This window comes from Acinetobacter pecorum (assembly GCF_014837015.1).
GTDB lineage: Bacteria > Pseudomonadota > Gammaproteobacteria > Pseudomonadales > Moraxellaceae > Acinetobacter > Acinetobacter pecorum.
The window spans coordinates 184,456-198,102 of record NZ_JACSPT010000004.1 but is presented as its reverse complement, the minus strand read 5'-3'; the positions used below and the strand labels follow the sequence as shown (position 1 = coordinate 198,102).

Below are 13,647 nucleotides of genomic sequence, written 5' to 3'. Positions count from 1 at the left end.
CAATGAAAATAATTTCGATCAATCAACCAGTAAAAATCCACACAAGTTGTTCTTCATAATCTCTTAATGATCTTCTTAAAACTTCGTCAGTTTTAAGCTCCAACCCAATTACTTAACGTTTCGTTTCATGCATTGTGTTGGTGTGCTGCGTATTCTATACAGTTTCAAAACAAGCGCAAGAGCTTTTCTTGAAAATATTCAGAAAAAACCATCGTACGTTTATTTTTTAACCTAAAACTCTATTTTTAACACTTTTTTTGAGTTTTTCTACCTATTTCAGCATGCAAATTTTAAGGAAATGTTAATTTTACTCTTCTGCCTTCATAAAAAAAGATCACCTAAGAGTGATCTTTTTGATTCTTGAAAGATTATTTAATTTGCCTGTTCAACAAGCCAAGTCATGAATTTTTGACGCTCAACTTTAGATGCTTTCTGCCATACCTGAATCAATTGCTGATCAAGCTGATTGCCTGTCATATTTTCCGCTATTTTCACATTTACAGTCTTCGGCGCTACCGTTACCTGAGTATAAACTGCTGCAGACTGATTGACGGGAGTCACAGCTTTACTAGTTAAATCTACAGACCTGGTTAAAATACTTTTTCCAAATAATGGCCTGGCTGTCTCTTTTGCTCCCATCTGCTGAACCAGCAGCTGATTTTTTGCATCATAAAGCCCAATAATCGGCTGGTCTTTATAATTTTTTGCTTCCTCAAAATCTTTAGGAGCGTTCATCAAAGTTAACCTATAAGTTTCACCCTCGATCAGCTCAGGTGTTTTTACAGTAACTACGCCAGATTTCAAGATGTCATGTGAATTATCTGAGTGCTGGAAAAATTCGTTATAACGTACGCTAATCGCATTTACCCCCGCATTCAAGGTATAAGCCTGATTTGAACGCAAGAAACCTGATTTTACCTCCTGATCATTTACGGCAACAATTTTTATTTCTTCAGGTACTGTAACGGTTACAGCTGAAAAAGCCGATGTACTAAATAAAAACACTGCTGCTGTTGCCGCAATACCTAAATCCATATCCATTACTCGTTATTGGTTGTTTATTAAAAATAAGCACTATCTGCCTTTTAAATGACAATCCAATGACAAAAGTTGAAAATAATACAGCCTGAACTTCTAGAATTTATTCAGCTAGATATATTAGATAGTAGGTAAACACAACTCCAATATATAAAAAAAGAAGCATTACTCTGCTTCTTTTAATCTGGTTTTTTTAATTAAAGCTGATTAGGTAAAGGTCTTGAATCGCTCCGCATCATCTATAAAGGTTTTCTCACCTGCAGGTGCTTCTATTGAACCAAATACTAGTTGAGCGCGAAGTTTCCAGGAAGGCGGTATATCGAAAGTTCGTGCGACCTCTTCATCAATAATTGGGTTGTAATGCTGTAACGAAGCACCAATATTTACTTCTGCCAAAGCAGTCCAGGTTGCAAACTGTGCAATCGCAGAAGAATGCTCTGACCAGACCGGAAAATTATCGGCATAGAGTGCGAACTGCTCCTGCATCGACTTCACTACATCCTGGTCTTCATAGAATAGCGCAGTACCGTAACCTGCAGCAAACGCATTGATCTTGTTATTGGTTGCCTCAAATGCATCTGCTGACACGAGGTCACGCAAAGTTTCGCGTACAATATGCCAGAAGGTATCATGTGATTGACCAAATAAAATGACCACACGTGAGGTTTGCGAATTAAAAGATGAAGGACTGAATTTCACTGCATCTTTAATAATTTGTTCGATTTCTGCCTGATCCAGTTTTACATTTTTTCCAATCGAATAAATGCTACGGCGTTTCTTCATCTGATCTAAAAATGTCATGAATTCACCTCTGTATACCTTGATTATTAATAAATCGATCAAGTCATACTACGTGTTTTAAGCACCCATAACAGGTGCATTTCGATAACATTGTGTTTCATTTATATAACGCTTGGATTTATATCTGAGTAGCAGGTATGGATCTGACTTCATCACAGCCACCATGCTATTCACTACCACTCTATTCACAGTGTTTTAATTCAATATTTTAAAACGGTACTGATCCAACTGTTGCAATTTTTCTTCTACCGTTTGCTCAATTGATCCAAAGCACAGCTGGGCACGCAACAACCAATTCTTGTCGATGTCAAAATGCTCAGCGACTTTTTCATCAATTAGGGGATTATAATGCTGCAAGGAGGCTCCCAAGCCAGAATCTGCCAATGTCGCCCATACAGCAAATTGTGCCATACCGGAAGTTTGTTCAGACCATGCTGAAAAATCTTCACTATTTAATGGCATTTTCTTTTGCAATTGTTGAATCACGGACTGATCTTCATAAAATAAAATCGTGCCATAGGCTTCAGCACACTGATTCAGTTTCAGCTCCACTCCTTCATAAATATGCTCTGGTACATGCTGGCGCTGAACCTGTTTCACAATTTCCCAGAATTGATGATGAGAATCTGCAAATAACACGGCAATGCGCGTACTTTGGGAATCGTAGGCGGAAGGACAACTGCGCACTGCTTCCTGAATGATTTCGCAAAGATAGGCCTGACTATAATGCACCCGTTTACCCAACGCATAAATACTACGGCGCTTTTTTAACTGATCAATAAAGGTCAGCTCCAGATCATCATTCAGTTTGTTTTTTTTTGAAAACTTAAAGTCCTTGGTTATATCGCTTGTTAATACCTGACCAATCTTATCTAGCAATGCCATTTTCTACCCCACAAAACCAAGCTAAAACAGCCTGAATAATCCCGTAGAATTATAATGGTTTTATTAAGCTAAATAACTTTGCTTAATTTTTTCAAGCTGCTTTTTAGAGCATTCAAACCCGCTAAAAACAACAAACTCCGCACTTGGCGAAGTTTGTGTGAACTATAACGCATTATTTATTTTTCAGTTTCAAACAATGCAGCGACAAATGACTTAGCGGAAAATGGACGCAAATCATCAATTTTTTCACCGACACCAATAAACCGGATCGGCACATGGGTACGACTGGCGATATTAAACAGCACACCACCTTTGGCAGTCCCATCCAGTTTGGTAATGGTCAAACCTGTCAAGCCGACTGCCTCATCAAACATTTCAACCTGATTAATGGCATTCTGGCCAGTACCGGCATCCACCACCAACATGACTTCATGCGGTGCAGTTGCATCAATTTTCTGCATGACACGTTTTACTTTGGTCAATTCCTGCATCAAATGACCTTTATTATGCAAACGACCCGCTGTATCTGCAATCAATACATCTACACCCTTGGCCCGGGCACTTTCAAAAGCATCGAAAATGACCGAAGCCGAGTCAGCACCATGACCTTGAGCCACGACTGCAATATTATTACGCTCACCCCAGATCTGTAGCTGTTCCGTTGCAGCTGCACGGAAAGTATCACCTGCTGCCAGCATAACAGTCTTGCCTTCACCTTGTAGGCGTTTGGCCAGTTTGCCAATCGTCGTGGTTTTACCGACACCATTTACACCCACCACCAGAATTACATAAGGTGATTTGTTTGGATCAATATGCAGCGGTTTTACCCGTGGTGCCAATAAAGCCACCAACTCTTCTTGAAGTGCTTTATAGAGTGAATGCGAATAGATCAAATCACCACGTGCCGTACGTTCAGTCAGGTTAGTAATAATGGTCTTGGTTGCATCGACACCAATATCAGCCACCAGAAGCTGTTCTTCAACTTCTTCTAATAATTCATCATCAATTTCTTTACCACCGATCAGGATATTGACCATCCCATCGGCAAGGTTCTTACGGGTTTTGGTTAAACCCTCTTTCATACGGCTAAAGAAGCCACCTTTTGCCGCAGAATCTTCATTTTCAGTTTCTGTGGTAACAGGTGCAGAAACTACAGCTGCTTCGCTTGGCGTTTCTACGATAGGCACATTGACCGCAGGTAAGCTCGGTAATGTGACATCATCATCTCCGATATCAGCATCAATCAAAAATTTGTTTTGCCCATTAGATTGCTGTTGCATGCCGAATCCTTGAAAAGCATTGCGTTAAAAACCCAGATTCTACCATAACTTGCCTGCTTTGCAGCTAGCAATACAATTGCTGGACAAACATACCAAAAAGCTACAGCTCTCGGTTGCTTTCAAGTACGCATTTATTAAAAATAACTCTAAATACAAATGCCTATTTTGGGAGATCTAGTGTTCACTACCTTTTTTACTGTCTCCTCTTTCTCTCAAATGATCCAACAGATGATCTATCCATTCGGTGCAGCGGTCTTGTTTAGCCTGAGCTTTAGCCCAGCTCAGGCACAAACCCGAAGTGAATTGTCACGGACTACTTTTGAAACCACGTTAAGTAACGGTTTAAAAGTCATAATTCGGGAAGACCATCGTGCGCCCATGGTAATGACACAAATCTGGTATAAAGTCGGCAGTAGTGATGAATCCGGGAATATTCTGGGAGTTTCACACGCACTTGAACATATGATGTTCAAAGGCACCCATAAAGTTCCAAATGATGAATTCACCCGTCTTAGCCGGATTTATGGCGGCAGTATCAATGCCGCTACCTTCACCAATTACACCAATTATTATCAGCTTTATCCTAAAGCCTATTTTCCTATGGCACTGGAACTTGAGTCTGACCGTATGAGCAATTTATTACTGCGGCAGCAGGACTTCGAGCCAGAAATTAAAGTCGTCATGGAAGAGCGGCGCCAGCGTACTGATGACAATCCGCGGGCGCAAGCCTTTGAACGGTTTAAATGGATCAGTTATCCGACCAGTCACTACCGTCAGCCAGTGATTGGACATATGAAAACCCTAAATAATATTCAGTTGAATGATGTCAAAAAATGGTACCGGGACTGGTACAGCCCGAATAATGCTATTTTAGTGATTGTCGGAAATATCGAATCTGAAGCTGCTTTGGCTCAGGTACAAAAATATTTTGCTGACATTCCCGCACGCCCCACCCCAGCGCGCAATGATGTACTAGAATTTGAACGCCTAGGCTATCGGCATATGGAGATCAACAGCAATGTTCAAGTACCCAATCTTTATATGACCTGGAACGTAAAATCATTAACCACAGCTAAAAACCCGCAAGATGCCTATGCATTGAGTATTATTCGCAGTCTTTTGGACAGTGGGATTTCTTCCCGCCTGCAAGATCGCCTGATAAGAGATCGTAAAATTCTGACCTCTGTCAGCGTGTCTTATGATCCTTATAATCGTGGTGACAGCCTGTTTGGTATTTCAGCACTTCCTGTTTCAGGTGTTAGCCTGGCAGAAGCACAAGCAGCAATTCAGGATGAAATTGATTTACTAAAAACTGAATCTATTTCCGAGCGAGAACTGGAGCGCATCAGTACACGTTTTATTTCAAGTCTGATTTATAGTCAGGATGATCTGGCTGGACAGGCCAGAATGATTGGAAATCTGGAGGTTAATGGCCTGAGTTATCGCCTGATGGATGAGTTACCAAAACATTTTGAAAGCGTCAGTATTCAGGATATCCAGCGCGTCGCCAATGCCTACTTTGTCAGAGAAAACCTCAGCACACTTTATCTCTCACCCGAACAAAACACCCAGTAACGGGGATTATAAATGCTTCAAGTTTATCCAATTTTGCTTATTTGTGTTTTAAGTTTGAGTACGGCTATTCATGCAGAAAACTATCTGAACCATCAGCCTGCCCAAAATGATAATCCGAGTCAGTTACAGTCTATTCCTCTGTTGCAAAGTCTTAAAAATATCAATCCGCAACGTGAGTTTCAGGCTCCTTATATTCATGACCTGAATAATCGCTACAAGGTACGTACGCTATTTGTTGAAACTCAAGATCTTCCAATGGTAGATATCCAGCTGACCTTCAATGCTGGCTCGGCCCGTGATCAGGAAATTGCTAAAGGACTGTATGGTCTGTCAAATATGGCAGCCAAACTGATGCGTGAAGGCACAGATAAATATAGCGCAAATCAGGTAGCGGCTGTTTTTGACCAAACTGGTGCACAATTCAGCGTACAAGCATATCGGGACATGTTCGTAATTCGTCTACGTACGCTCTCAGACCCAAAAAAATTAGAACCCGCCTTAGCAATGATGATGGAAGTTATAAAGAATGCGTCATTTAAACCGTCCAGCATCAATTTAGCCTTAAGTAATACCCAAGTAGGGCAAAAGCAACTACAGGAAAACCCCAGCCGGCTGATGGATATCCGTTTTTATCGCACCCTTTATGGTCAACATCCTTATGCAGAACCAGTCACTGGCACCCAAGGCAGTACCAAAAAAATTAACGCAGAGTTATTAAAAAAATTCCGTGATCAATTTCTGGTAGCACAAAATATGAATATTGCCATTACCGGAAAACTTAGTCCTAAACAGGCACTCGAGCTATCTGAACGAATTGCCGGCAATTTACCTCAAGGACAAAAAGCAGCAGCATTACCAATGCCTGAGATTAAATCTGGTTTTGAAGTAGTACATTTACCCTATAAATCGTCTCAGGCACATGTCATCTTTGGACATCTAGGACCGACCCGCTTTACTACGGATAAACTGGCTTTAGAGATCGCTAATCGAATATTTGGGGGGGGTGGTTTTAATTCAGTACTCATGCAGGAGCTTCGGGTAAAACGAGGTTTTACCTACGGAGCTTATAGTTCAATCAGCTTTACTCAGTCGCCCGGAGTATTCAGCTTCAAATATGCTACACGTCAGGATCAACTGCTAGACAGCATTCAGGTCGCACATCGGGCATTTATCAACTTCGTTAGCCAACCCATTGATGGTCAGCGTCTGGAAGAAACCAAAGCCGGCATGCTGCGTGCCTTCCCTAACGTTTACAGCAGTAATGCCACTATCAATGCCCAGTTAGGCAATATGGGCTTTTATAGCGAGCAAAGTAATTATCTATCCAGTTATTCAGAACGTTTGGCTCAAGTCACGGCTACAGATGTACAAAATGCCATACGCAAGCACTTCCATCCTGATCGCTTAATACTAATCGTGGTCAGTAAAGAACTGGATAAAACTGCATTGGAAATGCGTTTAGAACAAAATTTGATTGATGCAAATTTTTACTTGCCCGCTCGTCCTCTACCTAGCGCATCTCCACAGAGACCGGTGGAAGCTGACGTACCCGTAACGACTCCTGCTGATAAGCCTGCATCAATTTAAGATATTGCCCACGACGGATATGCTGCTGCTCTAACAGAGCGAGTGCCATATCCTGAGTTTGGGGAAGATTTTGCTGCTTAGACAATTGCTGAATTTGAGTAACTTGCGACATGCTCAACGGACGATATAAAGCAAATGCGGCTAAAAACAGGATCACCGCAACAATAAAGATAACAACACTATTATAAATCTGTTCCAGATTAATTCTGCTGAAAATTTGATTTAGTTTTTCTGACTCTATAGACATACACTACCTCAGGTTAAAGGTAGTGTATGATTGCCATTGCACAAGTTCAAGTCAGCACACCGAATATTCATAAGGACTGAAAATCTGCTTATGCCAAGCTTAATTCATTGCTTTGGTTAAAATTGTAGAATAGAGTACCGCCGCTACCACTGCCAGTACGAGTAGAATCGCAAATTTACTTAAACCTGCTTCTGCTTCAGGTGGATGCAAGCGGTCTTCATCTGCAATACGGACTAATTCGCCATTATAGAGTTTATAAAACTGCTCACGCTGGTTTTCGTCCAGCTCACGAGTAAAATCATATACTTCTTTGCGCTGTGCCAGACCATATTCACCCAAATGGGTGTATTTACTAAATATAGCAGCATCAAGCTTTTTGCGATGCAAATCTGCAAGCTCCATAATTTGTCCTGCAGTCGGCGGCATATCAAATTTCACACCATCTAAAGTTCTTGTCGTCATGGCTTTCTCCTTGTTGTTTGCTATCCATTTACAATGTAGCTTAATAATATTTATAATTGTGTATAGTTTAATCAGTTAAACTATAACTGAAGTAAACAGACAAATTCGAATAGTTGACTTTTCCATTATTTTGTAATATTAGTTTAACAATACTAATTTATATTTGTATTTAGACTCATAAGTCTATCCTGAAATCATAATTAAAATTAAGGAGTTTATATATGATTCAACAATTCTCTCAGCATGACCTGGAACATCTGTATGCAGATGCCGTGAATACCATTCAATCACAAATGAACTTTGTCGATGCGGTAAAACAGCTTGAAGAAGCAGCTCGCGCCGGCCATGGTAAAGCAGCACTTTTTTTAGCAGAACTTTACTATCAAGGTTTCCGTGTAGAACGAGATTCACTCAAAGCCCAGTACTGGCAAAACATGGCCACGATGAAAGCATAAAAGAACGTCACCTAGGTGGCGTTTTTTTCAGCCATATTTTCAATAAACCGCAATCAATACATATTTTCTTACGATTACTTGCAAAGCTGAAACAGTAATTACTTATAAAGTTTCTAGAATAGGGGCTGTCATCCAATAGCACTTAATTCCAATGAAACCACGAACAATTATTCAAATTGATCCGATCTGCAAAGAATTTCTTCTGAAGATTACAATGCTGAAATCCATGATGAATTGTGGCGAGCTATGGGGCGCATATCATAAAGGTTGGGCAATGATGCGCGACCACGAAGACTGCATCTTTCCATTTTGGCTTAATCCACTCGATGCCCAAAATTACGCTCAACAACATTGGCCACATTACATTCCACGTAAAATCAATTCTGAAGATTTTGAAAATGCATTATTACCAACCTTATCACGACTGAATGTTACACCCGCCCTATGCAATACCAATGGCACCAGACTTAAACTAACTGCTGCACAAATGCGTCACCTATTTTTTTCGCAACAAAGACTGCACATTGCTTAAATAACATGCTATTTATAAAGAGTAAAACTTAAAAACCTAGAGATGTTCAGGTTGAATACATACTCAAGGATTAATAATAAATTGACCGATAAGGATGATTAAGCATGACCAATGTGGCACAGGTGCTCAGTGAAAAAATGCATCAAGCTATTTATACCATCCGTCCAGATTCTACAGTTTTAGAGGCCATCACCTTGATGGCCGAAAAAGGAATCGGGGCGCTGGTAGTCACCCATGAAGACAGCGTGGTGGGGATTTTGTCAGAACGGGATTACACCCGTAAGATTGCCCTGATGCAAAGAACCTCATTTGATACTACAGTCAATGAGATTATGACTTCTAAAGTGATTACCGTGACATCAGCCACTACGGTAGAAGACTGTTTATCACTGATGACTGATCGCCACCTGCGTCACTTACCCGTGGTCGAACATGAAAAACTGATCGGTTTGATTTCAATTGGAGATTTGGTCAAAGCAGCTATGGAGGACCAACGCAAACTGATTGAGCAATTACAGCAATATATCTCAGGTTAAAATAATATCACCACTCCCCCCAACATAGAAAGACCATGTAAATATCCAAAATTTAAACAACACAAAGATAAACCATCATATTTGAGATATAAAAAATCCCGGCACATGTACCGGGATTTTTTATATCAACATTTTGAATACAATCAGTTTAAACCGAGTTTTTCTGCTACATAATCTGAGTCTTTATCACCACGGCCCGATAAGTTCACCACAATCTTGGTATCTTTTGGCAGTTTCCCTGCTTCACGAATGGCCCAAGCCACCGCATGCGAACTTTCCAGTGCAGGTACAATACCTTCTACGCGTGACAGTGTCATAAATGCATCCAGACATTCCTGGTCGGTCGCAGTCGTATACTCGACCCGCCCCAAATCTTTCAGCAAACTATGCTGTGGTCCCACACCCGGGTAATCCAGACCAGAAGCAATTGAATGCACTGGCAATGGCTCGCCTTGTTCATTTTCCAGAACATAACAGGCCATACCATGTAACTGGCTCGGTTTACCTAAGGTCAAAGTAGCTGAATGCATATCAGTATCTAAACCATGACCTGCTGGCTCCACACCGACCAGCTTCACATCCGGTTCATTTAAAAATGCAGTGAATGCGCCGACTGCATTAGAACCACCACCAACACAAGCAACGATGTAATCAGGATTTGCACCAAAACGTTCATTGGTCTGAACTTTAATTTCATCGCCAATAATCGACTGAAAATCACGTACCATCATCGGGAATGGGTGCGGTCCAACCACCGAACCGATAGCATAGATGTAATTTTTCGGATCTTTCAAATATTCTTCAAAAGCACTATCGACTGCATCTTTAAGCGTAGCTGTACCGCGAGTCACAGAAATCAGTTTGGCACCCAGAATTTTCATCTTGACGACGTTTGGATGTTCTTTTTCGATATCCACTTGCCCCATATGAATTTCACATGGGATACCCACCAAGGCACATGCAGTTGCCAAAGCAACACCATGCTGGCCGGCACCGGTTTCTGCGATGACTTTGGTCTTGCCCATATATTTGGCCAGTAAAGCTTCACCCAGACAGTGATTGATCTTGTGCGCGCCGGTATGATTCAGATCTTCACGTTTCAGATAAATCTGCGCCCCGCCAAGCTGTTCAGAAAGGCGTTTGGCATGAAATAGTGGACTTGGACGACCGACATAATGAGCAAACAGGTCTTTCAGTTCATTCTGAAATTCTTCAGTCTGACGAATTTCCTGATAGGCCACATTAATATCATCCATGGCCTGTTTCAGATCGGGTGGAATAAACTGACCGCCATATCGACCAAAAAAACCTTCTTCATTGGGTAATGCAATACCATTAATTTGATGAGTCATAATCATGCCCGAGATTTTAAATAAAAGATAATGAGTGACTTTATACTAGAATAATTTGTTTTAAATCACTAATAACTCTAACTAAAGTCACTTATAGATAAATAGAATTAACGCGCAAGATATTTGGTCATGTCTTCAATGCCTTTCAGCGTCATTGGAAACATATGATTTTCAAATATTTGCTGGATCAGACCAATGGTATGGGTGTAATGCCAGTATTTTTCTTCTTCCGGATTCAGCCAGGCAGTTTTATCAAAATGCTGACGCAGACGCTGTAACCAGACCTGTCCAGCTTCATCATTCATATATTCAACCGAACCACCGACAGAATTCAGCTCATACGGTGCCATACTGGCATCACCGACCACAATCACGCGGTAATCGCGGCCATAGGTATTGAACAAATCCCAGGTATTCATGCGTGAACTGGAACGACGGACATTATCTTTCCAGACATAGTCGTACAGACAGTTATGAAAATAAAAATATTCCAGGGTTTTGAATTCGGTTTTCGCAGCACTGAACAGCTTTTCACACTGGGCAATATGCGCATCCATCGAACCACCGACATCGAACAGCATTAAAACTTTAATACGGTTACGACGCTCGGGCACCAGTTGTACATCCAGAATACCCTGCTTGGCCGTTTCACGAATCGTACCATCAATATCCAGTTCTTCGGCTGCACCCTGACGGGCAAACTTACGCAAACGGCGCAATGCCATCTGCATCTGGCGGCTACCCAAAATCTGTTCATCATCCAGATTGCGGTATTGACGCTGCTCCCAGACTTTCACCGCAGAACGCTTACGTCCCGGCCCGCCAATACGCACACCTTCAGGATGATCGCCATAGGCACCAAAGGGTGAAGTACCACCGGTACCAATCATCTTGTTACCGCCCTGATGTTTTTTATGCTGTTCGCGCAGACGCTCTTCCAGCATTTTCATCAGTTCTTCTAGCGATCCGGCTTTTTTCAGCTCTTCGCGCTGCTCCGGGGTCAGATGCTTCTCGAGTAATTCGAGATCGAACCAGTCTTTGGGCAGCTTATGCACCTGATTTAGCAGTTCATCCAGATCAAAGGTCGCGATACCATCAAAATAGTCTTTCATGGCACGATCGAACTTGTCGAAATAGCGCTCGTCTTTGACCATGACGGTTTTGACCAGCTGATAGAACTCGTCCTGATCGGCAAACACCAGACCTGCAGCAACCGCCTGATTCAGGTCAATCAATTCGCGGGTCGATACCGGTACGCCGTATTTGCGTAAGGTATAAAACAGTCGCACAAACATGCGTGTTTCTCCCTTAACGACGTGACATAAATGCTAGACGTTCAAGCAACTGTACATCTTGCTCATTTTTAATCAAGGCGCCGTATAGAGGCGGAATTGCTTTGGATTTATCAGTATTGCGCAGAATATCTTCCGGCATATCATCTGCCATGAGCAGGCTGAGCCAGTCGATCAGTTCAGAAGTTGAAGGTGGTTTTTTTAAACCCGGAACTTTACGAAGTTGGAAGAATACCTGTAAGGCTTCATTCACCAATGTTGCAGAGATATTGGCAAAATGCACATCGATGATTTCACGCATAGTGGCTTCATCCGGGAATTCGATGTAATGGAAGAAGCAACGGCGCAGGAAAGCATCTGGCAATTCTTTTTCATTATTTGAGGTAATGATTACGATTGGACGCTGTGTTGCCGTAATGGTTTCGCCTGTCTCGTATACATAGAACGACATTTTATCAAGTTCATGCAGCAAGTCATTTGGAAACTCGATGTCTGCCTTGTCAATTTCATCAATCAGCAGGACACAGCGCTCTTCACTGGTAAAGGCTTCCCACAATTTGCCAGGCTTAATGTAGTTCTTGATGTCATAGACACGATCATCACCCAACTGACTATCGCGCAGGCGCGATACGGCATCGTATTCATACAGGCCTTGCTGTGCTTTGGTGGTGGATTTAATGTGCCAGGTGATCAATTTTAAACCCAGACTTTGTGCGACTTGCTCGGCCAGTAAAGTTTTACCTGTACCCGGCTCACCTTTGACCAGTAACGGTTTTTGCAAACTGCGTGCAGCTTTCACCGCAAGTTTTAAACTGTCAGTCGCAATGTACTGATCGGTACCTGAAAATTGTTGAATATCAGCAGACATGATTGAACCTTATTTTTTACTTACAGCGGTGAACTTTTCTCGTGAACACGAATATTGCTTTTGTTCGACACATAAGTCGACCAGCAATAGCCAATCACAGAACCGATCCCAATGACAAATAAAATAAGTGACGCATTAATCCAAACTAAAGGCTGCTCTTTGGTCAGCATCCCGAATAACAGCCCAAAAATCGCGGGTGCAATGGAAGCATTCGGTCCCTCAGACACAGTGGGTGTCAGCAAAACAGCGAAGGCCATAATCCACAAAAAACCACCCATAGGTTTAGGCAAGCGTTTGGTCACACCATACCAGCACCATAAAGCAATCAAGCTGCCGAGCAGGTAAACTGCTACGGCAATGCTCTGTTCAGGAATTGAGTCTAATACAGCGACATAACCATTCATTTCACAACTCCTGAATTAACATTAAGCACCACGAAGCCCTTCTGGCTCTACAGCATTCGGGTCAATTAAACCTTCGGGCGGCATTTGCAGAAAGAAACCGCGGGTTTCAATAGAATCCATCACATGCAGAACATTGGCACGTGCCAGTTTACGTGATTCGCTTAATTCAAGATGCATGACAAAAGTCGCACGCCCAAATGCTGCCTGTACCGCTTCAGTTAATACACTTAAAGGCTCGAATGTTTCAGCTTCGCTTTCATTCGCAGGACGCGCCACATACAGATACATTTCACTTTTTTTGCTGGATTTGTAGATAGACACTTGCATATTTCA

16 protein-coding genes are annotated in these 13,647 nt (G+C 41.9%); 5 read left to right on the top strand and 11 right to left on the bottom strand.

Translation table 11 applies throughout. The features are described from left to right. Nucleotides 1–372 precede the first annotated feature (372 nt). The 4 genes from H9629_RS04980 to ftsY form a co-directional block, all read right to left on the bottom strand. A complete protein-coding gene (locus H9629_RS04980; protein WP_064102653.1) occupies nucleotides 373–1,035 on the bottom strand; it encodes a DUF2057 domain-containing protein in 663 nt (220 codons plus the stop codon). A gap of 210 nt (nucleotides 1,036–1,245) precedes the next feature. Next, nucleotides 1,246–1,839 carry a nitroreductase family protein gene (locus tag H9629_RS04975; protein WP_144725500.1) on the bottom strand — a complete coding sequence of 198 codons (594 nt, stop codon included), beginning with the start codon at nucleotides 1,837–1,839 and terminating at the stop codon, nucleotides 1,246–1,248. 195 nt (nucleotides 1,840–2,034) lie between these two features. After that, complete coding sequence (locus H9629_RS04970; protein ID WP_191730611.1) at nucleotides 2,035–2,724, bottom strand: nitroreductase family protein; 690 nt, start codon at nucleotides 2,722–2,724, stop codon at nucleotides 2,035–2,037. Between the two features lie 176 nt (nucleotides 2,725–2,900). After that, nucleotides 2,901–4,004: a signal recognition particle-docking protein FtsY gene (ftsY, locus tag H9629_RS04965; protein WP_064095325.1), complete on the bottom strand. Its 1,104-nt coding sequence runs from the start codon at nucleotides 4,002–4,004 to the stop codon at nucleotides 2,901–2,903. A gap of 177 nt (nucleotides 4,005–4,181) precedes the next feature. Here ftsY and H9629_RS04960 point away from each other — a divergent pair, with 177 nt between their 5' ends. Continuing rightward, nucleotides 4,182–5,579, top strand: coding sequence for a M16 family metallopeptidase (locus H9629_RS04960; protein ID WP_191730610.1), 1,398 nt, complete (start codon nucleotides 4,182–4,184; stop codon nucleotides 5,577–5,579). Between the two features lie 12 nt (nucleotides 5,580–5,591). Further along, nucleotides 5,592–7,166 (top strand): M16 family metallopeptidase, encoded by a 1,575-nt coding sequence (locus tag H9629_RS15625; protein WP_144725506.1) that lies wholly within the window; start codon nucleotides 5,592–5,594, stop codon nucleotides 7,164–7,166. Here the strand turns inward: H9629_RS15625 and H9629_RS04950 are convergent. Together H9629_RS04950 and H9629_RS04945 are read right to left on the bottom strand one after the other, a co-directional pair. Beyond that, a complete protein-coding gene (locus H9629_RS04950) occupies nucleotides 7,090–7,413 on the bottom strand; it encodes a hypothetical protein (RefSeq protein WP_191730609.1) in 324 nt (107 codons plus the stop codon). The genes H9629_RS15625 and H9629_RS04950 overlap by 77 nt on opposite strands. A 99-nt stretch (nucleotides 7,414–7,512) precedes the next feature. Then, nucleotides 7,513–7,875, bottom strand: coding sequence for a hypothetical protein (locus H9629_RS04945; RefSeq protein WP_064095323.1), 363 nt, complete (start codon nucleotides 7,873–7,875; stop codon nucleotides 7,513–7,515). A 221-nt stretch (nucleotides 7,876–8,096) separates the two neighbouring features. On the opposite strand from H9629_RS04945, the gene H9629_RS04940 reads away from it, so the two are divergent. The 3 genes from H9629_RS04940 (at nucleotide 8,097) to H9629_RS04930 (ending at nucleotide 9,398) form a co-directional block, all read left to right on the top strand. Then, complete coding sequence (locus H9629_RS04940; protein ID WP_064095322.1) at nucleotides 8,097–8,330, top strand: hypothetical protein; 234 nt, start codon at nucleotides 8,097–8,099, stop codon at nucleotides 8,328–8,330. Between the two features lie 151 nt (nucleotides 8,331–8,481). Then, nucleotides 8,482–8,862 (top strand): DUF2750 domain-containing protein, encoded by a 381-nt coding sequence (locus H9629_RS04935; protein WP_064095321.1) that lies wholly within the window; start codon nucleotides 8,482–8,484, stop codon nucleotides 8,860–8,862. A gap of 104 nt (nucleotides 8,863–8,966) precedes the next feature. Further along, nucleotides 8,967–9,398 carry a CBS domain-containing protein gene (locus H9629_RS04930; protein ID WP_064095320.1) on the top strand — a complete coding sequence of 144 codons (432 nt, stop codon included), beginning with the start codon at nucleotides 8,967–8,969 and terminating at the stop codon, nucleotides 9,396–9,398. Between the two features lie 143 nt (nucleotides 9,399–9,541). Here H9629_RS04930 and trpB read toward each other — a convergent pair whose 3' ends face one another. The 5 genes from trpB to H9629_RS04905 form a co-directional block, all read right to left on the bottom strand. Then, nucleotides 9,542–10,750 (bottom strand): tryptophan synthase subunit beta, encoded by a 1,209-nt coding sequence (trpB, locus tag H9629_RS04925; RefSeq protein ID WP_064095319.1) that lies wholly within the window; start codon nucleotides 10,748–10,750, stop codon nucleotides 9,542–9,544. A 107-nt stretch (nucleotides 10,751–10,857) separates the two neighbouring features. After that, nucleotides 10,858–12,045: a vWA domain-containing protein gene (locus tag H9629_RS04920; protein ID WP_064095318.1), complete on the bottom strand. Its 1,188-nt coding sequence runs from the start codon at nucleotides 12,043–12,045 to the stop codon at nucleotides 10,858–10,860. Nucleotides 12,046–12,058: 13 nt separating this feature from the next. Next, complete coding sequence (locus H9629_RS04915; RefSeq protein ID WP_064102657.1) at nucleotides 12,059–12,910, bottom strand: AAA family ATPase; 852 nt, start codon at nucleotides 12,908–12,910, stop codon at nucleotides 12,059–12,061. 20 nt (nucleotides 12,911–12,930) lie between these two features. Then, nucleotides 12,931–13,314: a hypothetical protein gene (locus H9629_RS04910; protein WP_064102658.1), complete on the bottom strand. Its 384-nt coding sequence runs from the start codon at nucleotides 13,312–13,314 to the stop codon at nucleotides 12,931–12,933. Nucleotides 13,315–13,335: 21 nt separating this feature from the next. Further along, on the bottom strand, nucleotides 13,336–13,641 hold the full coding sequence (locus H9629_RS04905; protein ID WP_064095315.1) for a YcgL domain-containing protein: 306 nt from the start codon (nucleotides 13,639–13,641) through the stop codon (nucleotides 13,336–13,338). Nucleotides 13,642–13,647: the final 6 nt, after the last annotated feature.

Coding starts and splice junctions, on each gene's coding strand:
- H9629_RS04905 (WP_064095315.1), bottom strand. CDS start 13,641: ATGCAAGTGTCTATCTACAAATCCAGCAAAAAAAGTGAAATGTATCTG.
- H9629_RS04940 (WP_064095322.1), top strand. CDS start 8,097: ATGATTCAACAATTCTCTCAGCATGACCTGGAACATCTGTATGCAGAT.
- H9629_RS04950 (WP_191730609.1), bottom strand. CDS start 7,413: ATGTCTATAGAGTCAGAAAAACTAAATCAAATTTTCAGCAGAATTAAT.
- H9629_RS04980 (WP_064102653.1), bottom strand. CDS start 1,035: ATGGATTTAGGTATTGCGGCAACAGCAGCAGTGTTTTTATTTAGTACA.
- H9629_RS15625 (WP_144725506.1), top strand. CDS start 5,592: ATGCTTCAAGTTTATCCAATTTTGCTTATTTGTGTTTTAAGTTTGAGT.
- H9629_RS04910 (WP_064102658.1), bottom strand. CDS start 13,314: ATGAATGGTTATGTCGCTGTATTAGACTCAATTCCTGAACAGAGCATT.
- H9629_RS04945 (WP_064095323.1), bottom strand. CDS start 7,875: ATGACGACAAGAACTTTAGATGGTGTGAAATTTGATATGCCGCCGACT.
- H9629_RS04920 (WP_064095318.1), bottom strand. CDS start 12,045: ATGTTTGTGCGACTGTTTTATACCTTACGCAAATACGGCGTACCGGTA.
- H9629_RS04935 (WP_064095321.1), top strand. CDS start 8,482: ATGAAACCACGAACAATTATTCAAATTGATCCGATCTGCAAAGAATTT.
- H9629_RS04970 (WP_191730611.1), bottom strand. CDS start 2,724: ATGGCATTGCTAGATAAGATTGGTCAGGTATTAACAAGCGATATAACC.
- H9629_RS04915 (WP_064102657.1), bottom strand. CDS start 12,910: ATGTCTGCTGATATTCAACAATTTTCAGGTACCGATCAGTACATTGCG.
- trpB (WP_064095319.1), bottom strand. CDS start 10,750: ATGACTCATCAAATTAATGGTATTGCATTACCCAATGAAGAAGGTTTT.
- H9629_RS04930 (WP_064095320.1), top strand. CDS start 8,967: ATGACCAATGTGGCACAGGTGCTCAGTGAAAAAATGCATCAAGCTATT.
- H9629_RS04975 (WP_144725500.1), bottom strand. CDS start 1,839: ATGACATTTTTAGATCAGATGAAGAAACGCCGTAGCATTTATTCGATT.
- ftsY (WP_064095325.1), bottom strand. CDS start 4,004: ATGCAACAGCAATCTAATGGGCAAAACAAATTTTTGATTGATGCTGAT.